The following is an 18,861-nucleotide window of genomic DNA, read 5'->3' as shown; positions in this document are numbered from 1 at the left end:
TCATGGTCCAGCGCCGCGGTCGCCGCGCAGGCGGCAGGATAGGGGCGCGACGAGGCGCCGTCAAAGCGCTGCGCGGGCATGCCGCCGGTCAGCGCCCGCCGCCCGCCCGCAGCGGCACCAGCCGCGCCTTCGGCATGCGCGCCGCCATCCATTGCCGCGCCTCCGCTTCGGGCATGGGGAAGGCGACCGAGTAGCCCTGCACCTGCTCGCAGCCGATCGCCAGCAGCGACGTCAGCTCCGCCTCGGTCTCCGCGCCCTCGGCGATGATGGCGATCCCCAGCCCGCGCGCCAGCTCGGTGATGGCGCGCACGATCTTGGTGTTGTCGCCGTTGGCGTCGATGCGCTGCACGAAGCGGCGGTCGATCTTCAGCCGGTCGATCTCGTTCGGATTGACATGGCTGAGCGAGGCGTAGCCGGTGCCGAAGTCGTCGAGCTCGAGGTGGACCCCGGCCGCGCGGATGCGCCGCAGCTTGGCGGCGATGCCGGTCTTCTCGTCGTCGAGAATGACGGACTCGACGATCTCGAGCGACAGCTTGTCGGCCGGCAGCCCGGTTTCCTCGAGCGTCTGGAACAGGAAGCCGGAGAAGTCGGGCTCGCGCAGCTCGCTGCCCGACACGTTGATGGCCAGCCGGCCGAAGGCGATGCCGGCGCGATGCCAGCATGCCGCGTCGGCGAGCGCCTTCTCCATCACCAGGCGGCCGATCTCGGCCATCAGCCCGCAGCGCTCGGCGACCGGAATGAAGGTGCCGGGCGCGATCATGCCGCGCTCGGGGTGGCGCCAGCGCACCAGCGCCTCGACGCCCGTCACCCGCCGGTCGACCAGCGAGACCTGCGGCTGGTAGTGCACGGTGAAGCCGCGTGCCGCGATGGTCTCGCGCAGGTCGGCCTCGAGCTGCTTGCGGTGCTCGAGCTCCGCGCGCAGCTCGTCGGAGAAGAAGGAGAAGCCGCCGCCGCCCGTCTTCTTGGCCGCATAGAGCGCCAGATCGGCATGCACCAGCAGGTCGCTCGCATTGTCGGCGTCGAGCGGGAAGACGGCGATGCCGGCGCTGGCGCCGGGCTGGATCGTCACCCCCTCGTAGTCGAGCGGCTGGTTGAGGTTGTCGAGGATGCGCTTGGCGACCAGGTTGATGTCCTCCCAGGTGCCGGCGCCGCTCAGCACCATGACGAACTCGTCGCCGCCGAGCCGCGCGCACAGGTCGGAGGCGCGGCACGAGGCGCGCATGCGCTCGGCCGTCTTGACCAGCACGTAGTCGCCGGCGGGATGGCCGAGCGTGTCGTTGATCTGCTTGAAGCGGTCGAGGTCGAGCTGCAGCACGGCGAGGCTCTCGCCGCGCCGCCGCGCCGCCTTGAGCAGCGTGTCGAAATGGTTGTGCAGGAAGGTGCGGTTGTAGAGCCCCGTCAGCCCGTCGTGCACGGCAATGAAGGCCATCGAGTTCTTCGCCTCGACCAGCTCGGAGGTGCGCCGGCGGATCATGGCGGCCATCGGCCGGAAGATCAGCAGCGTGACCAGCACGATGACGCCGATCGTGGCGAAGAACAGCACCTTGTGCATCCGCAGCACCGCCGCCGCGCGCCGCTGCGCCATGCCGGAGATGACGTCTTCCAGCGCCAGGTAGCCCGCCATGGTGGCGGTCGCCACCGTCTCGTCGAGCTCGGCGCGCTCGCGCGCGCTCGACGCGCCGGCGAGCGGCAGGCCGGACAGGTCCTGCTCGAGCGCGGCGATCAGCCGCCAGCCATTGGCCGCCAGGCCGACGGAGAAGTAGTCGAGATGGTGCGGCCGGCCGAAGAACAGCGGCGCCAGCGCATCGGCGGCCTCGCCGACCGGCGGCGCGGCGTCGACGCCGGTGACCGAAAGCAGCCGGTCGTAGTTGCGCTCGAAGCCGGCATTGGCCGTGCGCAGCGCTGCCACCAGCTCGGCCTTGCGCCTTTCCGGCGCATCCTCCGCTTCCTTGGCGAGGAACACGATGCGCTGCGACAGCGCCTTCTGCGTGGAGACCAGCGACAGCAGCGACTGGTCCTTCTGGTGCGCGGCGAGCATGCCCTGCAGCAGCAGGTAGGAGGCCATCGCCATCACCGCGATGATGGCGAGCGCGATCCAGTAGGCGCATTTGATAAAAAGCACGAGCTTTCTGGTGCCGATTGTGTTTGGATCGCCCATCGAAGAAGGTCGCCTCCGGCGTTTGCGCGCAGTCGGCCGCAACCATGCCGAGAAGCCGGTTAACGGCGCCGAAAGGCGTCGGGCCAGGGCGGCGAATCCGCCGGCATTCGCCCTGTTTGGTTAGCGTTCGGTTGGCACGGAGGTGCAAATGTCGCATAGCGTGTCGGCAGCGCGGCCGCGCCCGCAGCCAGCGTACGCAAGAGGGGGCTTTCGCCCCGGCGCCATTTTGCTTTAAGCTTAAAGGACACAGGGAACCGAGCCGAGAATGAACATCGAACAGCCCAAGCCCAAGTCCGCCGCCTCCGCCGCCAGCTTCGTGTGGTCCGATCCCTTCCTGCTCGAGGAGCAGCTCGACGAGGAGGAGCGCATGATCCGCGACGCGGCGGCGAGCTTCGCCGCCGACAAGCTCGCGCCGCGCATCCAGGACGCCTACATGAACGAGACCGTCGACGCGGAGATCTTCGCCGAGATGGGGGCTGCCGGCCTGCTCGGCGTCACCATTCCCGAGGCCTATGGCGGCGTCGGCGCCGGCTATGTCTCCTATGGGCTGGTGGCGCGCGAGGTCGAGCGCGTGGATTCGGGCTACCGCTCGATGATGAGCGTGCAGTCCTCGCTGGTGATGTACCCGATCCACGCCTACGGCTCGGAGGAGCAGCGCAAGAAGTATCTGCCCAAGCTGGCGAGCGGCGAATGGATCGGCTGCTTCGGCCTGACCGAGCCGGACGCCGGCTCCGACCCCGGCGGCATGAAGACCCGGGCGCAGAAGACCGATGGCGGCTACCGCCTGTCGGGCGCCAAGATGTGGATCTCCAACAGCCCGATCGCCGACGTGTTCGTGGTGTGGGCGAAGTCCGACGCGCATGACGGCAAGATCCGCGGCTTCGTGCTGGAGAAGGGCATGAAGGGGCTGTCGGCGCCGAAGATCGGCGGCAAGCTCAGCCTGCGCGCCTCGGTCACCGGCGAGATCGTGATGGACGGCGTCGAGGTCGGCGAGGAGGCGCTGCTGCCCAATGTCGAGGGGCTGAAGGGCCCGTTCGGCTGCCTCAACCGCGCCCGCTACGGCATTTCCTGGGGCGTGATGGGAGCGGCGGAGGACTGCTGGTTCCGCGCCCGCCAGTACGGCCTGGAGCGCAAGCAGTTTTCCCGGCCGCTGGCCGCCACCCAGCTCTACCAGAAGAAGCTCGCCGACATGCAGACGGAGATCGCGCTCGGCCTGCAGGCCAGCCTGCGCGTCGGCCGGCTGTTCGACGAGCACAAGGTGACGCCGGAGATGATCTCGATCGTCAAGCGCAACAATTGCGGCAAGGCGCTCGACATCGCCCGCCAGGCCCGTGATATGCATGGCGGCAACGGCATCCAGATCGAGTACCATGTCATGCGGCATGCGCAGAATCTGGAGACCGTCAACACGTATGAGGGCGCGCACGACGTGCATGCCCTGATCCTGGGGCGCGCGCAGACGGGCATCCAGGCGTTTTCGTGACCGCTTAGCCGGCGGGATCGCAATCAGAGGGAGGAGACAATGAGACATTTCGCAATGCCGCTGGTCGCCGCCGCGCTGACGGGGCTCGCCCTGTCGGCGGCGCAGGCGGGCGAGACGCTCGACCGCGTGATGGAGAACAACAAGCTCGTCATGTCGAGCGACCCGGAGTATCCGCCGCAGTCGTTCCTCAACGACAACAACGAGATGGACGGCTTCGACATCGACGTCGGCAAGGCGATCGCCGAGCGCATGGGCGTCGAGCTCGAGATCGTCACGCCGTCCTGGGAGGTCATCACCGCCGGCAACTGGTCGGGCCGCTGGGACATGTCGGTCGGCTCGATGACGCCGACGGCCAAGCGCGCCGAGGTGCTCGACTTCCCGGCGATCTACTACTACACGCCCGCCGCCTTCGCCGTGCACGAGGACTCCGACGTCTCCTCGCTCGAGGAGCTCAACGGCAAGGTGATCGGCACCTGCGGCGGCTGCACCTACGACGCCTATCTCAACAAGGACCTGGTGATCGACGCCCAGGGCGTGCCGGAGTTCGAGTACCAGGTCGAGGCCGGCGAGCTCAAGACCTACGAGACCGACACCAACGCCTTCGACGACCTCAGGCTCGGCGACGGCGTGCGGCTCGACGCGGTGTTCTCGGCCCTGCCGACCATCCAGGAGGCGATCAAGAACGGCTATCCGCTGCGCGTCGTGGGCGAGCCCGCCTTCTACGAGCCGCTCGCCGTGGCGACCGACAAGGGCGATCCGGAGTTCGACGCCAAGATCGCCGAGATCGTCGAGGCGATGCACGCCGACGGCACGCTCTCCGAGCTGTCGCAGAAGTGGTACGGGGTCGATCTCACCACGGTGCGCTAGCCGGCGACGCCGTCAGACTGTGCAACGGTTCGGGACGCCGTCATGACCCATCGGGTTGATCTCTTCCCATGTCCGCGCGGCCGGGTGCGTGCGCCCGGCCACGGCGGATCCAGCGTGCCGGCGGCTTGACGTCCTCCGACACCACGCTGGAACGGCCGCCGGGTCCCGTCAGCGGGACCTGGCTCACCGACATTCGTCCTTCGCGCGGCGAGGTGGTCTTTTTCGGCTGCCTCGCCGTTTTTCTGTCCTGGCTGGGGCTCGGCGACACGCGGGTCGGCGCGCTGCTGGCGCCGCTGATCGGCGCGGGGCCCGAGGCCGAGGCCGGCCTGGCGCTCCACATCGCGACCGGCGTGCTTCTCGCCGGCGCGGTCGCGCTCAACGTGCTCCTGCTCAGGGCGCTGCCCTTCCGCTTCCAGGTTCTGCTCGTCTGGCTCGAGCTGCTGGTCGTCTTCATCGCCTTCGTCGACAGCTTCAACCGCGACCTCGGCGTGTGGTTCGAGACGACGCGCGACGGCCAGACCAACATCGCCTTCCTGATCACCACCGGCGCGGTGACGACGCTCTACGTGTCGCTGCTGTCGATCCTGATCGCCTGCGGCCTGGCGCTGGTCGCCGCGCTCGCCCGGCTGTCGGCCTCCGGGCCGGCCTATGCGGTGTCGACCTTCTACATCTCCTTCTTCCGCGGCACGCCGCTCTTGCTGCAGGTCTATCTGATCTATATCGGCCTGCCGCAGCTCGGCCCGCAATTCGCTCTCGAGGCGGTGCCCTCCGGCATCCTGGCGCTGTCGCTGTGCTACGGCGCCTATCTGGCGGAGATCTTCCGCGCCGGCATCGCCGGGGTGCCGCAGGGCCAGCGCGACGCGGCCGCCGCGCTCGGCCTGTCGAACCGGCTGACCTTCCGCAAGATCGTCTTTCCGCAGGCCATGCGGCTGATCGTGCCGCCGACCGGCAACCAGTTCATCGCCATGCTGAAGGATTCCTCGCTGGTCTCGGTGATGGGCGTGTGGGAGCTCACCCGCACCGCGCAGATCATCGGCAAGCGCGACTTCAAGGTGTTCGAGATGCTGATCGCCGCGGCGATCATCTACTGGTTCCTGTCGATCTGCTTCGAGATCGTCCAGTCGCGCATCGAGCGCCACTACGGCAAGGGCTACCAGCGCTGACGCGCCGGCCGCCGGGCCGGCCGCGGCCTTGCCGGGGCGGGCGATTGCCGCTTCGGCCGAACTTCGCTATCAAGCCGGACGATGCGGCCCGCGCCGCCGGCCGCGCGCCCCTTGTCCGAAAGCGCCGCCCATGTCCGACACCTTCCTGTCCCGCCTCGACGACCAGCTTGCCGAATTGCGGCAGGCCGGCCTCTACAAGACCGAGCGGGTCATCGCCTCGCCGCAGGGCGGCGCCATCGAGGTCGGCGGGCGCCGGGTGCTCAACTTCTGCGCCAACAACTATCTCGGCCTGGCCGACAATCCGCGCCTCGTCGCCGCCGCCAAGGCCGCGCTCGACCGCTACGGCTACGGCATGGCCTCGGTGCGCTTCATCTGCGGCACGCAGGAGGAGCACAAGGCGCTCGAGGCGCGCATCTCGCGCTTTCTCGGCTTCGAGGACACGATCCTTTATTCCTCCTGCTTCGACGCCAACACCGGCCTGTTCGAGACGCTGCTCGGCGAGCAGGACGCGGTGATCTCCGACGCCCTCAACCACGCCTCGATCATCGACGGGGTCAGGCTCGCCAAGGCGCGGCGCTACCGTTACGCCAACAACGACATGGCCGAGCTCGAGGCCAGGCTGAAGGAGGCGGCCGACGCGCGCGTGCGGCTGATCGCCACCGACGGCGTGTTCTCCATGGACGGCACCATGGCCGACCTGGCGGCGATCTGCGACCTCGCCGAGCGCCACGACGCCATGGTGATGGTCGACGACAGCCATGCCGTCGGCTTCGTCGGCGCCAACGGCCGCGGCACGCCGGAGGCGTGCGGCGTCGAGGGGCGCGTCGACATCGTCACCGGCACGCTCGGCAAGGCGCTCGGCGGCGCCTCGGGCGGCTACACCAGCGGCAAGCGCCAGGTGGTCGAGTGGCTGCGCCAGCGCTCCCGGCCCTATCTGTTCTCCAACACGCTGGCACCGGTCATCGCCGCGACCTCGCTCGCCGTCTTCGACCTGCTCGAGGAGGGCGGCGCGCTGCGCGCCCGGCTCGCCGACAACGCGGCGCGCTTCCGCGCGCAGATGACGGCGGCCGGCTTCACGCTCGCCGGCAACGGCCATCCGATCATCCCGGTGATGCTGGGCGACGCGGCGCTGGCCGAGCGCATGGCAGCGCGGCTGATGGAGCACGGCATCTACGTGATCGGCTTTTCCTATCCGGTGGTGCCGAAGGGCGCGGCGCGCATCCGCACGCAGATGTCGGCCGCGCACGGCACCGCCGACATCGACCGCGCGGTCGAGGCCTTCGCCACGGTCGGCCGCGAGCTGGGCGTGATCGCCTGATCGGCGCGCGCGCCGCGCCGCGGCCCACTGGAGGATCGCCGATGTCCAACATGATGAAGGCGCTGGTGAAGGCGAAGGCAGAGCCCGGGCTGTGGATGGAGCGCGTGCCGGTGCCCGAGATCGGCCCCAACGATGTGCTGGTCCGCGTCGGCAAGACGGCGATCTGCGGCACCGACGTGCACATCTGGAACTGGGACGCCTGGGCGGCCGCCACCGTGCCGGTGCCGCTCGTCACCGGCCACGAGTTCGTCGGCACGGTGGCCGACGTCGGCGCCGCGGTCAGCGAATACCGTGTCGGCCAGCGTGTCTCCGGCGAGGGACACATCGTGTGCGGCCACTGCCGCAACTGCCGCGCCGGGCGCGGCCATCTGTGCCGCAACACGCTGGGCGTCGGCGTCAACCGGCCGGGCGCGTTCGCCGAGTATCTCGCCATCCCGCAGCACAACGTGGTGCCGATCCCCGACGACGTGCCCGACGAGATCGCGGCGATCTTCGACCCGCTCGGCAACGCCGTGCACACCGCGCTGTCCTTCGACCTGGTCGGCGAGGACGTGCTGGTCACCGGCGCCGGCCCGATCGGCATCATGGGCGCGCTGGTCGCCCAGTGCGTCGGCGCGCGCAAGGTGGTGATCACCGACATCAGCCCCGACCGCCTGGCGCTCGCCCAACGGCTCGGCGTGCAGCATGTCGTCGACGCCTCGCACGAGACGCTGGGCCACGTCATGGCGCGCATCGGCATGACCGAGGGCTTCGACGTCGGGCTCGAGATGTCGGGCGCGGCGGCCGCCTTCCGCGACATGATCGACGCGATGAACAATGGCGGCCGCATCGCCATCCTCGGCATCGCGCCGACCGGCTTCGAGATCGACTGGAACAAGGTGATCTTCAAGATGCTGCATCTCAAGGGCATCTACGGCCGCGAGATGTTCGAGACCTGGTACAAGATGATCGCCCTGGTGCAGGGGCCGCTCGACGTGTCGGGCCTGATCACCCACCGCATCGCCGCCGACGACTTCGCCGCCGGCTTCGAGGCGATGCGCGGCGGCCGCGCCGGCAAGGTGGTGATGGACTGGCGCTGACGGCAGCAAGGCGAAGCCTTCCCTGACCGATCAACGGACATGAAGCTGGTGCGCGGCATCGACACGCGGCCGGCGAGCCAGGCGATCGGCGCCGGCGTCGCCGGCATCGCCCGCGCGCTCGACCTGACGGTCATCGCCGAGGGCGTCGAGACGGAGGCCGGGCTGATGACGCTGCGCGCCGCCGGGCCGTGGCGCCGAGAGGCGCGATGCGGGCTTCGCGCGACGTCAGGGTGCCGCCCGGCCCGTCAAGGTGGCGCGCTCGAGCGCCGCCAGGCCGGCGAGGACGGCCGCGCGTTCCTCGGGTGCGAGCGCCTCGAGCAGCCCGGCCTCGAAACCGTGCGCCAGTGGTACCAGGTCGCGATAGGCCGCCATGCCGGCGCGCGTCAGCGCCAGGTGCTCGATCCGGCGGTCGGCCGCGTCGGCCTTGCGCCGCAGCCAGCCGCGCCGCTCCAGCGCGGCGACCGCGCGGCTCACCTTGGTCTTGTGCATCGCCGAGTGGGCGCCGATTGCCGTCGCCGTCATCGAGCCGTACTGGCCGAGCGTGGCGAGCGTGCGCCACGCCGGCCGCGTCAGCCCGTGCCGCTCGCGGTAGAGCCGCGAGAAGTCGCGGCTGACGGCGTCGGCCAGCCGGTTCAGCCGGTAGGGCAGGAAGGCTTCGAGCGCGAGATCGCTGTCGGACATGGCGGGCCTGCTCGGTTGATAGTTACAAATCCGATTGTTACGCATGCAACGAATTCGCACCTCCGGTCAAACGGCCGGCCAGACAGGGAGACGCGCCATGGCCTTGTCCTACATGCCGGGCTTCGGCAACGACTTCGAGACCGAGACGCTGCCCGGCGCCCTGCCGCAGGGGCAGAACTCGCCGCAGCGCTGCGCCTACGGGCTTTATGCCGAGCAGCTTTCCGGCTCGCCCTTCACCGCGCCGCGCGGCACCAACGAGCGCTCCTGGCTCTACCGCATCCGGCCGAGCGTGCGCCACACGGCGCGCTTCAAGCCGGTGCGCTACGCGACGTGGAAGAGCGCGCCCAACCTCGACGACAGCGAGCTGCCGATCGGCCAGCTGCGCTGGGATCCGCTGCCGATGCCCAACGAGGAGACGGATTTTCTCGCCGGCATGCGCACCGTGACGACGGCCGGCGACGTCAACGGCCAGGCCGGCATGGCCGCGCATGTCTACGTCGCCAACGTCTCGATGGTCGATGACCATGTCTTCAACGCCGACGGCGAGCTGCTGATCGTGCCGCAGGAGGGCGGCCTGCGCGTCTTCACCGAGATGGGCGTCATGGAGGTGGAGCCCGGCGAGATCTGCATCGTGCCGCGCGGCATGATCTTCAAGGTCGAACTGATGGACGGCCCGGCGCGCGGCTATGTCTGCGAGAACTACGGCGCCAAGTTCACGCTGCCCGACCGCGGCCCGATCGGCGCCAACTGCCTGGCCAACCCGCGCGACTTCAAGACGCCGGTCGCCTGGTACGAGGACAAGGAGACGCCGTGCCGGCTGACGGTCAAGTGGTGCGGCCGCTTCTACGTCACCGAGGTCGGCCATTCGCCGCTCGACGTCGTCGCCTGGCACGGCAACTACGCGCCCTACAAATACGACCTGTCGACCTATTCGCCGGTCGGCGCCATCCTGTTCGACCACCCCGACCCGTCGATCTTCACCGTGCTGACCGCGCCGTCGGGCGAGGAGGGCACCGCCAACATCGACTTCGTCATCTTCCCGCCGCGCTGGATGGTGGCCGAGCACACCTTCCGCCCGCCGTGGTACCACCGCAACATCATGAGCGAGTTCATGGGCCTCATCAAAGGCCAGTACGACGCCAAGGAGAAGGGCTTCGTGCCCGGCGGCATGAGCCTGCACAACATGATGCTGCCGCACGGGCCGGACGCCTTCGGCTTCGAGAAGGCCTCGACCGCCGATCTCGGCCCGCAGAAGCTCGACGACACCATGGCCTTCATGTTCGAGACGCGCTTTCCCCAGCACGTCACCCGCTTCGCCGCCGAGGCCGAGGTGCTGCAGGACGACTACATCGACTGCTGGGCAGGGCTGAAGAAGCGCTTCGACGGCACGCCGGAGGGCGACTGGAGCTGACCGACGGGCCGCCCGCGGGCGGCCGGGCTGGCGCAAGGGGCCCGAGTTGGTGCTAAGTGTCGCGAAGCGGGCGATGCCGGCGCCGCGGCCGGCCGCCCGCACGCAACGACACGGCAGGAGGACCGCTTGAAACTGGCCACGCTGAAGAACGGCACCCGCGACGGCCGCCTGGTCGTCGTCTCGCGCGACCTGACGCGCTGCACCGACGCCGCGTTCCTGGCGCCGACGCTGCAGGCCGCGCTCGACGACTGGCGCCGCATCGCGCCGCATCTGGAGGCGCTGGCCGAGAGCCTGGAGCACGGCGCGGTGCCGGCCGAGCGCTTCCACGAGCACGACGCGCTGTCGCCGCTGCCGCGCGCCTATCAGTGGGCGGACGGCTCGGCCTACGTCAACCATGTCGAGCTGGTGCGCCAGGCGCGCGGCGCCGAGATGCCGGAGAGCTTCTGGAGCGATCCTTTGATGTATCAGGGCGGCTCGGACTCCTTCCTGGCGCCGCGCGATCCCATCCGGCTCGCCGACGAGGCCTGGGGCATCGACCTCGAGGGCGAGGTCGCCGTCGTCGTCGACGACGTGCCGATGGGCGCGAGCCTCGAGGCGGCCGGCGAGGCGATCCGGCTTTTCATGCTGGTCAACGACGTGTCGCTGCGCGGGCTGATCCCGGCCGAGCTCGCCAAGGGCTTCGGCTTCTTCCAGTCGAAGCCGTCGTCGGCCTTCTCGCCGGTCGCCGTCACGCCCGACGAGCTCGGCGCGGCGTGGGACGGCGGCAAGGTGCATCTGCCGCTTGCCGTCGATCTCAACGGCCGGCCCTTCGGCCGCGCCGACGCCGGTGTCGACATGACCTTCGATTTTCCGCGCCTCGTCGCGCATGCGGCGAAGACGCGGCCGCTCGCTGCCGGCTCGATCATCGGCTCGGGCACGGTGTCGAACAAGCTCGACGGCGGTCCGGGCAAGCCGGTCGACCAGGGCGGCGCCGGCTATTCCTGCATCGCCGAGATCCGCACCATCGAGACGATCCGCGACGGCAGGCCGACGACGCCGTTCCTGCGCTTCGGCGACACCGTGCGCATCGAGATGAAGGACGCCGCCGGCCACTCGATCTTCGGCGCCATCGAGCAGACGGTGGAGCGCTATGAGCGCCGTGACTGAGACCGCCGGCCCGACCCGCTACGTCGGCTATGTCGCCATGAGCCTCGACGGGCGGATCGCCGACGCGGCGGGCGGGCTCGACTGGCTGATGTCCGGCGGCGGCATGTCGCAGGAGCAGCAGGCCGACTACGACGCCTTCTACGCCTCGGTCGACGCGCTGATCCTCGGTCGCACGACCTATGATGTCGTCGCCGGCGGGCACGAGTGGCCCTATGCCGGCAAGCAGGCCTATGTCGTGACCCGCCGGGCGCTGGACGCGGGGCGCGACGACGTCACCGCCGTTGCGCCCGACTATGCGGCGTTGCGCGCGCGCATTGCGGCGGCCGGCCACCGCACCGTCTGGGTGGTCGGCGGCGGCATCGTCCAGCGCAGCGCCATGGATGCCGGGATGTTCGACCATCTGCGGGTCTTCGTCATCCCGGTGGTGGTCGGCTCGGGTCCGCTGATCTTCGCCGACGGCCCGCTGCGCCGGCTGGCGCTGGAGACAAGCCGCAACTGGGCGGGCGGCGTCGTCGAACTGGCCTATTCCATTGGAGAGACTGCATGACCAAGACCTTTGCCTCGGCCGGCGACCTGGCCGAAAAGACGGTCTCGTTCACCGAGATCGGCCGCGACCTGTGGGCCTTCACCGCCGAGGGCGATCCCAACACGGGCGTCATCGTCGGCGACGACGCGGTGATGATCGTCGACGCGCAGGCGACCCCGCGGCTCGCCGGCAAGGTGATCGACAAGGTGCGCTCGGTGACTGACAAGCCGATCAAATACGTCGCGCTGACGCACTACCACGCCGTGCGCGTGCTCGGCGCCTCGGCCTATGGCGCCTCGGACATCGTGATGTCGGAGACGGCGCGCGCCATGGTCGCCGAGCGCGGCCAGGAGGATTGGGAGTCCGAGTTCGCCCGCTTTCCCCGCCTTTTCCGGGGGCACGAGTCGATCCCCGGGCTGACCTGGCCGACGCTGACCTTCAGCGACCGGATGAGCGTCCATCTCGGCAGCCGCCGCGTCGACCTGATGTTTCTCGGCCGCGCCCACACCGCCGGCGACATCGTCGCCCACGTGCCCGACGCCAACGTCATGTTCACCGGCGACATCGTCGAGTACAAGTCGGCCTGCTACTGCGGCGACGGCCATTTCCACGACTGGCCGGCGACGCTGGAGGAGATCCGCGCCTTCGACGTCGACGCCATCGCGCCGGGCCGCGGCGACGCGCTGGTCGGCCGCGACCGGGTCAACGAGGCGCTCGACCTGACGGCCGACTTCATCCACTCGACCTACCGGCCGGCGGCGCGCGTCGCCGCGCGCGGCGGCAGCCTCAAGGAGGCGTGGGACGCGGTGCGCGCGGAGTGCGACCCGAAGTTCTCCGACTATGCGATCTACGAGCACTGCCTGCCCTTCAACGTGGCGCGCGCCTATGACGAGGCGCGCGACATCGACACCCCGCGCATCTGGACGGCCGAGCGCGACCGCCGGATGTGGGACGCGCTTCAGGGCTGAGCCGGTGGCGCCGTTCGCCGTCGTCTCCGCCCTGTGGGGCCTCGCCACCGTGGCCGCGCTGATCGCGGCGATCCGGCTGTGCTACCGCATCGAGCGCCGTTCCGGCCGCTACCCGCCGGCAAGCCGCCTGCCGGCCTACGCCAACCTGCTGCCCGTCGCCTTCAACCGCGGCGTGGCGGCCGATGCCGAGACGCAGGCGCTGCGCCGACGCATGAACCGGCTGCTGATGGCGATCCTGGCGGGCTTCGTTCTCTTCGCCGGGCTCGTCGTCCGGCTGATGCCGTCGGGCCAGTGAGGAGCGGGAGGCGAGCCGCGATGGTTGCCGCATCCGCCACGCACCGCCACTCGCCCCCCGCACGGTTCCGTGGTCCGGTGCCGTTCGGCATTTCCGCGGCAGGCAGACCGGCTCGCCGTCCGGAAACGCGTCGAAACAACAAGTCAGAGCTGATCTGCGATCCCGTGAAAGGCAGAACGGCTCTAGGTCAGCGCGACGTCGTAGGCCGAAAAGCGCGGGTCGACGGTGACCAGCGTGAGACCTTCGACGCTCGCCTGCGCGACGAGCATGCGGTCGAACGGGTCGCGGTGGTGCAGCGGCAGGCGCCCGGCGACCACGGCGTGCTCGGCGAGGATGGGCATCAGCGCGACGCCGGCATCCACCAGCCGCGCGTGCGCGTCGCCGGGCGCTTCGAGCTTGCCGGTCTTGCGCTTGATCTCGATCTCCCAGAGCGTGACCACGCTCACCACCAGCCGCTCGCTGCCGAACACGATCGCCGCGTGGCGCTGCGACAGCCGGTCCGGGTCGGCGAGCGTCCAGAGCAGGATGTGGGTGTCGATCAGGAAGGTGAGCGACGGGCTCACAGATATTCCTGCCATTCCGGCCCCAGCTCGTCGAAGTCCTCGGCGATCGTCACCCGGCCCGACCAGGCGCCGCGCAGGCGCGCGCGGTCGGCCGCCTGCGGCGCCGGCGGTCCGATCACGGCCACCTGGCGGCCGTGGCGTGTCACGATGATCGTCTCGCCGCGCTCGGCGCGCGTCAGCAGCTCCGAAAAACGGGCCTTGGCTTCCGCGACGCTGAAGGCGTCCGGTCCGTGCCGTCCGGCATTCAGGGGTGCAGACATGGCCACCAGCCTTTCATTGTCCATAAAATAAGTCATCTTTCAGCAGCGAACAAGGAAACCGCGTGATGCCCCGCTATCGCTACGAGCCCTTCGCCTATCGCCGCCCGCGCGAGCTCGACGCCGGCGGGCGCGGCGACGCACCGGTCGTCATCGTCGGGGCCGGGCCGGTCGGCCTGACGGCGGCGATCGACCTGGCCCTGCACGGCGTGCCCTCGGTGGTGCTCGACGACAACGACGTGGTGTCGGTCGGCAGCCGCGCCATCTGCTGGTCGAAGCGCACGCTGGAGATCTTCGACCGGCTGGGCGTCGGCGACCGCATGCTGGACAAGGGCGTCACCTGGAAGGTCGGCCGGCTCTTCCACCGCGATCGCGAGGTCTGGAGCTTCGACCTTTTGCCCGAGCCCGGCCACAAGATGCCGGCCTTCGTCAACCTGCAGCAATATTATGTCGAGCAGTACCTGGTCGAGCGGGCGGCCGACTTTCCCGACCTGATCGACCTGCGCTGGAAGAACCGCGTCACCGCCGTCGCGCCGCGCAGCGACGGGGCCGCGGTCAGCGTCGACACGCCCGACGGCGCCTACAGGCTCGATGCCGGCTGGGTGATCGCCTGCGACGGCGCGCGCTCGCCGGTGCGCGCCATGCTGGGGCTCGACTTCGAGGGCCGCGTCTTCGAGGAGCGCTTCCTGATCGCCGATGTCGAGATGCAGGCCGATTTCCCGTCCGAGCGCTGGTTCTGGTTCGAGCCGCCCTTCCACCGCGGCCAGTCGGCGCTCCTGCACAAGCAGCCCGACGACATCTACCGCATCGACCTGCAGCTCGGCCCGGACGCCGATCCGGAGGCGGAGAAGAAGCCGGAGAACGTCATCCCGCGCATCGAGGCGATGATCGGCCACCGCGACTTCACGCTCGACTGGGTGTCGGTCTACGTCTTCCAGTGCCGCCGGCTCGAGCGCTTCGTGCACGGCCGGGTGATCTTCGCCGGCGATTCCGCGCATGTCGTCTCGCCCTTTGGCGCGCGCGGCGGCAATGGCGGCATCCAGGACGTCGACAACCTGGTGTGGAAGCTCGCCGCCGTGATTGCCGGCGCGGCGCCCGAAAGCCTGATCGAAAGCTACGACGAGGAGCGCGTGCACGGCGCCGACGAGAACATCGTCAACTCCGCCCGCGCCACCTCCTTCATGACGCCGAAGACCGAGATGGAGCGGCTGTTCCGCGACAGCGTGCTCGATCTGGCGGCCGACCACGCCTTCGCCCGCCGGCTGGTCAATTCCGGCCGCCTGTCGCAGCCCTGCTCGCTGGCCGGCCTGTCGCTGCAGACGCCGGCGGCCGCCGGACCCGGCGTGGCGCCGGGCCAGGTGATGCCCGATGCGCCGGTGGAAAACGGCAATGCCGGCTGGCTGCTCAACCATGTCGGCGGCGGCTTCGCGCTGCTTTCGGTGGGCGCCGCCCCGCCGGCCGGCCTGCCGGCCGCGCTCGACCGCATCGCGGTGGTCGACGGGCGCGGCGCCGCGCCGACCGACGGCACGCGGGTTCTGGTCGACCGTGCGGGCACGGTGCGGGCGCGCTACGGCGAGGGGATGAGCTATCTGGTGCGGCCCGACCAGCACGTCGCGGCGCGCTTCGCGGCGCCCGACGCGGCTTCCGTCGCCGCCGCGCTCGACCGCGCGACGGGCCGCACGCAACAGGGGAGGCGGGGATGACCGACGACGACGCGCAACTCGGCCGCGACCGGCTGGGACCGGCCGGCGACGACATCTATGCCGCGCTGATGGCCGCGCATGAGGGGCTGAGCTTTACCGAGAGCGCCGCGCTCAACGCCCGTCTGGTGCTGCTTCTGGCCAATCTGGTCGGCGACCGCGCGCAGATCGAGGCGGCGATCGCCGCAGCCGCCCGGCGCTGAAGCGCGGCCGAGACGAACGAGGCCGGCGCGGGCGCCGGCCCCGGGACCAGGGGAAGGGCGGCCGGCGGCCGCTACTCGGCGGCGTCGACCTTCAGCTCGCCGGTGCGGATCTGCTCCATCTCGATCGATTCGAACAGGGCGCGGAAATTGCCCTCGCCGAAGCCCTCGTCGCCCTTGCGCTGGATGAACTCGAAGAAGATCGGCCCGATCACGGTCTTGGAGAAGATCTGCAGCAGGATCTTGGTCTCGCCGCCGCCGACCACGCCCTCGCCGTCGATCAGGATGCCGTGCTTCTTCATCCGCGCGACCGGCTCGTCGTGGCCCTTCACCCGCTCGTGCGACATCTCGTAATAGGTGTCGGGCGGACCGGGCATGAAGGCGAGCCCGTTGCCGGCCAGCCGGTCGGTCGCGTCGTAGATCGCGTCGGTGCCGACGGCGATGTGCTGGATGCCCTCGCCGCGATACTTCTTCAGGTAGCTCTCGATCTGGCTCTTGTCATCGGTCGATTCGTTGAGCGGGATGCGGATCTTGCCGCACGGCGACGTGATGGCGCGGCTGACCAGCCCGGTGATCTTGCCGGCGATGTCGAAGAAGTGGATCTGCTTGAAGTTGAACAGCTCGCGGTAGAAGTCCCACCACTTGTCCATGTTGCCGCGATAGACGTTGTGGGTGAGGTGGTCGAGATAGTAGAAGCCGACGCCCTCGGGCTTCGGATCCGTCTCGCCGAGCCACTCGAACGCCGCCTCGTAGGGCGAGCCCTTGGCGCCGTAGCGCTCGACGAAATAGATCAGCGAGCCGCCGATGCCGACGATCGCCGGCACGTCGAGCGTCTTGTCGTCGCCCTCGTAAGGTTCGGCCCCGTTCGCCACGGCGTGCGCGAAGGCATGCTGCGCATCGACCACGCGCCAGGCCATCGACGGGGCGCAGGGCCCGTGCGCGTCGACGAAGCGCATGGCGTGGCTGCCCGGCTCGGCGTTGACGATGTAGTTGATGTCGCCCTGGCGCCACACGGTGATCTGCTTCGTGCGGTGCTTCGCCACCGGCGTGTAGCCCATGCGTTCGAACAGCGTGGCCAGCTTCTCCGGCTCGGGATGCGCGAACTCGACGAACTCGAAGCCGTCGGTGCCGGCCGGGTTGTCCTCGCTGATCTCCGGCGGCGGGGCGTCGTGCGGAAAGGGACCCATCGTTTCCTCCTGTTCGTCGCTGGCGCCGTTGCGACGCCGCATGGCCGCCGTTGCGGCCGTCATTCAGCATGGGAAGATAACGCGCCGGCCCCGCATCGGGGTTGCATTCTGCCGGGCCAGATGCTGCAAACGTGCACGTCGCGCGCACACGAAAGGCAGAATGCATGACGAATGCGCAGCTCGACCAGTTCGACCGCAAGATCCTGTCGCTGCTCCAGACCGACGGCCGGCTGACCAACAACGACCTGTCGGAACGGGTCAACCTGTCGCCCTCGCAGTGCTCGCGCCGCCGCCAGCGGCTCGAGGAGGACGGGCTGATCCGCGGCTACCGCGCCGTTCTCGACCGCGAGCGGCTCGGCTTTCCGCTGGTCAGCGTCGTCTCGGTGACGCTCGCCACGCACAACCGCGACAACGCGCGCCGCTTCGCCGAGCTGCTGGCGCGGCTGCCGGAGGTGCAGGAGGCGCATGCGCTGACCGGCGAGATGGACTACGTGCTGAAGATCGTCACGCCCGACCTGAAATCGCTCGCCGATTTCGTCAACGGGGTGCTTTTGCCCCACGAATCGGTGCAACACGTCAAGACGGCGATCGTGCTCGAGACGCTCAAGGAGACCGGCGCCCTGCCGCTGTGAGGGCCCGCCCGGAAACCGGCCAAGCGTTACGGGAATGTCCGCCATGCTGGCTTTATTGTTACATAAGATCGGGTAGAGTGCGGTGTGGACGCCGCCGCTGAGTGGGCGGATAATGGCGCCCGGCCTACCGATCGCTTTAAATGGGAGGAAGCGAATGACACGCAACTCGATCCGGAAGCTGGCGCTGGCCGGCGCCGTGGCCGCCGCCGGCTGGCTGGCTGCGGCCGCGCCGTCCCTGGCCCAGGAAGTCACCCTCAAGCTGCATCAGTTCCTGCCGCCGCAGGCCAACGTGCCGGCGCATGTGCTGGACCCGTGGGCCGACGGCGTCGAGGCCGATTCCGACGGCCGCATCAAGATTGAGCGCTACCCGGCCATGGCGCTCGGCGGCACGCCGCCGCAGCTCATGGACCAGGCAATCGACGGCGTGGTCGACATCGTGTGGACGGTGGTCGGCTACACGCCGGGCCGCTTCCCGCGCGTCGAGGTCTTCGAACTGCCCTTCATGATGACCAACGCCGAGGCGACCTCGCGGGCCTACTGGGACCTGTACGAGAAGGAGATGAAGGACACCGACTTCGAGAATGTCCACATCATCGGCACCTGGGTGCACGGGCCCGGCGTCATCCACTCCAGCTCGCCGATCTCCGGTCTCGACGATCTTCAGGGCAAGAAGCTGCGCGCCCCGACGCGCGTCATCACCGGCATGCTGGAGGAGCTCGGCGCGACGGCCGTCGGCATGCCCGTGCCGGCCATTCCCGAGGCGCTGTCCAAGGGCGTCATCGATGGCTGCGTCATCCCCTGGGAGGTGACGCCGGCGCTGAAGGTGCCGGAGCTGGTGCAGAACCACACCGAGTTCGGCGGCGACCGCGCGCTCTACACCACCGCCTTCGTGCTGGCCATGAACAAGGACAAGTACGAGAGCCTGCCGGACGACCTGAAGGCCGTGCTCGACGCCAATTCCGGCCAGGAGTTCTCCGCCTTCGCCGGCCGCACGCAGGCCGAGTGGGATGCGCCGGGCCGCCGCATGGCGGTGGAGAACGGCAACAACATCATCGAGCTCGACGCCGAGGAGGTCGCCCGCTGGCGCGAGGCCGCCGAGCCCGTCTACGACCGCTGGGTCGCCGAGATGGAGGAGAAGGGCATCGACGGCCAGGCGCTGATCGACGAGGCGCGCGCGCTGATCGACAAGTACACGGAAGGCATGTAGCCGCGGCGCGGGCGGGCCGC

The 18,861-nt window shown here is 69.6% G+C and carries 19 protein-coding genes; 14 read left to right on the top strand and 5 right to left on the bottom strand.

The window, feature by feature from the left end; translation table 11 throughout:
• Window positions 1-88: 88 nt before the first annotated feature.
• Window positions 89-2,158 carry an EAL domain-containing protein gene (locus tag N1F89_RS08395; RefSeq protein ID WP_290083308.1) on the bottom strand — a complete coding sequence of 690 codons (2,070 nt, stop codon included), beginning with the start codon at window positions 2,156-2,158 and terminating at the stop codon, window positions 89-91.
• A gap of 265 nt (window positions 2,159-2,423) precedes the next feature.
• Here N1F89_RS08395 and N1F89_RS08390 point away from each other — a divergent pair, with 265 nt between their 5' ends.
• From N1F89_RS08390 to tdh, 5 genes are all read left to right on the top strand, one after another.
• Window positions 2,424-3,641: an acyl-CoA dehydrogenase gene (locus tag N1F89_RS08390; RefSeq protein WP_290083307.1), complete on the top strand. Its 1,218-nt coding sequence runs from the start codon at window positions 2,424-2,426 to the stop codon at window positions 3,639-3,641.
• Between the two features lie 39 nt (window positions 3,642-3,680).
• Entirely contained in the window at window positions 3,681-4,508 is an 828-nt protein-coding gene (locus N1F89_RS08385; protein WP_290083305.1) for an ABC transporter substrate-binding protein, read from the top strand.
• A 125-nt stretch (window positions 4,509-4,633) separates the two neighbouring features.
• A complete protein-coding gene (locus N1F89_RS08380; RefSeq protein WP_290083303.1) occupies window positions 4,634-5,671 on the top strand; it encodes an amino acid ABC transporter permease in 1,038 nt (345 codons plus the stop codon).
• 130 nt (window positions 5,672-5,801) lie between these two features.
• Entirely contained in the window at window positions 5,802-6,989 is a 1,188-nt protein-coding gene (locus N1F89_RS08375) for a glycine C-acetyltransferase (RefSeq protein ID WP_290083301.1), read from the top strand.
• Between the two features lie 41 nt (window positions 6,990-7,030).
• A complete protein-coding gene (gene tdh, locus N1F89_RS08370) occupies window positions 7,031-8,068 on the top strand; it encodes an L-threonine 3-dehydrogenase (protein ID WP_290083300.1) in 1,038 nt (345 codons plus the stop codon).
• A gap of 225 nt (window positions 8,069-8,293) precedes the next feature.
• Here tdh and N1F89_RS08365 read toward each other — a convergent pair whose 3' ends face one another.
• Window positions 8,294-8,749, bottom strand: a complete 456-nt coding sequence (locus N1F89_RS08365) for a MarR family transcriptional regulator (RefSeq protein ID WP_290083298.1) — start codon at window positions 8,747-8,749, stop codon at window positions 8,294-8,296.
• Between the two features lie 97 nt (window positions 8,750-8,846).
• On the opposite strand from N1F89_RS08365, the gene hmgA reads away from it, so the two are divergent.
• The 5 genes from hmgA (at window position 8,847) to N1F89_RS08340 (ending at window position 13,095) form a co-directional block, all read left to right on the top strand.
• On the top strand, window positions 8,847-10,160 hold the full coding sequence (hmgA, locus tag N1F89_RS08360; protein WP_290083296.1) for a homogentisate 1,2-dioxygenase: 1,314 nt from the start codon (window positions 8,847-8,849) through the stop codon (window positions 10,158-10,160).
• A 126-nt stretch (window positions 10,161-10,286) separates the two neighbouring features.
• Window positions 10,287-11,306, top strand: a complete 1,020-nt coding sequence (locus N1F89_RS08355; RefSeq protein ID WP_290083294.1) for a fumarylacetoacetate hydrolase family protein — start codon at window positions 10,287-10,289, stop codon at window positions 11,304-11,306.
• Window positions 11,290-11,853, top strand: coding sequence for a dihydrofolate reductase family protein (locus tag N1F89_RS08350; protein WP_290083292.1), 564 nt, complete (start codon window positions 11,290-11,292; stop codon window positions 11,851-11,853). The genes N1F89_RS08355 and N1F89_RS08350 overlap by 17 nt, the downstream gene beginning before the upstream one ends.
• Complete coding sequence (locus tag N1F89_RS08345) at window positions 11,850-12,800, top strand: MBL fold metallo-hydrolase (RefSeq protein WP_290083290.1); 951 nt, start codon at window positions 11,850-11,852, stop codon at window positions 12,798-12,800. The genes N1F89_RS08350 and N1F89_RS08345 overlap by 4 nt, the downstream gene beginning before the upstream one ends.
• Before the next feature lie 4 nt (window positions 12,801-12,804).
• The gene (locus N1F89_RS08340) at window positions 12,805-13,095 is read left to right on the top strand and encodes a hypothetical protein (protein ID WP_290083288.1); all 291 of its coding nucleotides are present in this window, start codon (window positions 12,805-12,807) and stop codon (window positions 13,093-13,095) included.
• 182 nt (window positions 13,096-13,277) lie between these two features.
• Here N1F89_RS08340 and N1F89_RS08335 read toward each other — a convergent pair whose 3' ends face one another.
• Window positions 13,278-13,658: a type II toxin-antitoxin system VapC family toxin gene (locus N1F89_RS08335; RefSeq protein WP_290083286.1), complete on the bottom strand. Its 381-nt coding sequence runs from the start codon at window positions 13,656-13,658 to the stop codon at window positions 13,278-13,280.
• Entirely contained in the window at window positions 13,655-13,918 is a 264-nt protein-coding gene (locus tag N1F89_RS08330; protein WP_290083284.1) for a type II toxin-antitoxin system prevent-host-death family antitoxin, read from the bottom strand. Before N1F89_RS08330 ends, N1F89_RS08335 begins: the two co-directional genes overlap by 4 nt.
• A 65-nt stretch (window positions 13,919-13,983) precedes the next feature.
• On the opposite strand from N1F89_RS08330, the gene N1F89_RS08325 reads away from it, so the two are divergent.
• Together N1F89_RS08325 and N1F89_RS08320 are read left to right on the top strand one after the other, a co-directional pair.
• Window positions 13,984-15,618, top strand: a complete 1,635-nt coding sequence (locus N1F89_RS08325) for an FAD-dependent oxidoreductase (protein WP_290083282.1) — start codon at window positions 13,984-13,986, stop codon at window positions 15,616-15,618.
• The gene (locus N1F89_RS08320; RefSeq protein WP_290083280.1) at window positions 15,615-15,818 is read left to right on the top strand and encodes a DUF2783 domain-containing protein; all 204 of its coding nucleotides are present in this window, start codon (window positions 15,615-15,617) and stop codon (window positions 15,816-15,818) included. The genes N1F89_RS08325 and N1F89_RS08320 overlap by 4 nt, the downstream gene beginning before the upstream one ends.
• A 71-nt stretch (window positions 15,819-15,889) precedes the next feature.
• On the opposite strand, the gene hppD is transcribed toward N1F89_RS08320, so the two are convergent.
• Window positions 15,890-17,002: a 4-hydroxyphenylpyruvate dioxygenase gene (gene hppD, locus N1F89_RS08315; protein ID WP_290083278.1), complete on the bottom strand. Its 1,113-nt coding sequence runs from the start codon at window positions 17,000-17,002 to the stop codon at window positions 15,890-15,892.
• A 164-nt stretch (window positions 17,003-17,166) separates the two neighbouring features.
• On the opposite strand from hppD, the gene N1F89_RS08310 reads away from it, so the two are divergent.
• Both N1F89_RS08310 and N1F89_RS08305 read left to right on the top strand, forming a co-directional pair.
• Entirely contained in the window at window positions 17,167-17,634 is a 468-nt protein-coding gene (locus tag N1F89_RS08310; protein WP_290083276.1) for an Lrp/AsnC family transcriptional regulator, read from the top strand.
• A gap of 154 nt (window positions 17,635-17,788) precedes the next feature.
• Window positions 17,789-18,841, top strand: coding sequence for a TRAP transporter substrate-binding protein (locus N1F89_RS08305; RefSeq protein WP_290083274.1), 1,053 nt, complete (start codon window positions 17,789-17,791; stop codon window positions 18,839-18,841).
• Window positions 18,842-18,861: the final 20 nt, after the last annotated feature.

This window comes from Aquibium sp. A9E412 (genome assembly GCF_030398335.1).
Lineage (GTDB): Bacteria > Pseudomonadota > Alphaproteobacteria > Rhizobiales > Rhizobiaceae > A9E412.
This window is presented reverse-complemented; position numbering and strand designations above follow the sequence as displayed.

Coding starts and splice junctions, on each gene's coding strand:
- N1F89_RS08395 (WP_290083308.1), bottom strand. CDS start 2,158: ATGGGCGATCCAAACACAATCGGCACCAGAAAGCTCGTGCTTTTTATC.
- N1F89_RS08390 (WP_290083307.1), top strand. CDS start 2,424: ATGAACATCGAACAGCCCAAGCCCAAGTCCGCCGCCTCCGCCGCCAGC.
- N1F89_RS08385 (WP_290083305.1), top strand. CDS start 3,681: ATGAGACATTTCGCAATGCCGCTGGTCGCCGCCGCGCTGACGGGGCTC.
- N1F89_RS08375 (WP_290083301.1), top strand. CDS start 5,802: ATGTCCGACACCTTCCTGTCCCGCCTCGACGACCAGCTTGCCGAATTG.
- tdh (WP_290083300.1), top strand. CDS start 7,031: ATGTCCAACATGATGAAGGCGCTGGTGAAGGCGAAGGCAGAGCCCGGG.
- N1F89_RS08365 (WP_290083298.1), bottom strand. CDS start 8,749: ATGTCCGACAGCGATCTCGCGCTCGAAGCCTTCCTGCCCTACCGGCTG.
- hmgA (WP_290083296.1), top strand. CDS start 8,847: ATGGCCTTGTCCTACATGCCGGGCTTCGGCAACGACTTCGAGACCGAG.
- N1F89_RS08350 (WP_290083292.1), top strand. CDS start 11,290: ATGAGCGCCGTGACTGAGACCGCCGGCCCGACCCGCTACGTCGGCTAT.
- N1F89_RS08345 (WP_290083290.1), top strand. CDS start 11,850: ATGACCAAGACCTTTGCCTCGGCCGGCGACCTGGCCGAAAAGACGGTC.
- N1F89_RS08330 (WP_290083284.1), bottom strand. CDS start 13,918: ATGTCTGCACCCCTGAATGCCGGACGGCACGGACCGGACGCCTTCAGC.
- N1F89_RS08325 (WP_290083282.1), top strand. CDS start 13,984: ATGCCCCGCTATCGCTACGAGCCCTTCGCCTATCGCCGCCCGCGCGAG.
- N1F89_RS08320 (WP_290083280.1), top strand. CDS start 15,615: ATGACCGACGACGACGCGCAACTCGGCCGCGACCGGCTGGGACCGGCC.
- hppD (WP_290083278.1), bottom strand. CDS start 17,002: ATGGGTCCCTTTCCGCACGACGCCCCGCCGCCGGAGATCAGCGAGGAC.
- N1F89_RS08310 (WP_290083276.1), top strand. CDS start 17,167: ATGACGAATGCGCAGCTCGACCAGTTCGACCGCAAGATCCTGTCGCTG.
- N1F89_RS08305 (WP_290083274.1), top strand. CDS start 17,789: ATGACACGCAACTCGATCCGGAAGCTGGCGCTGGCCGGCGCCGTGGCC.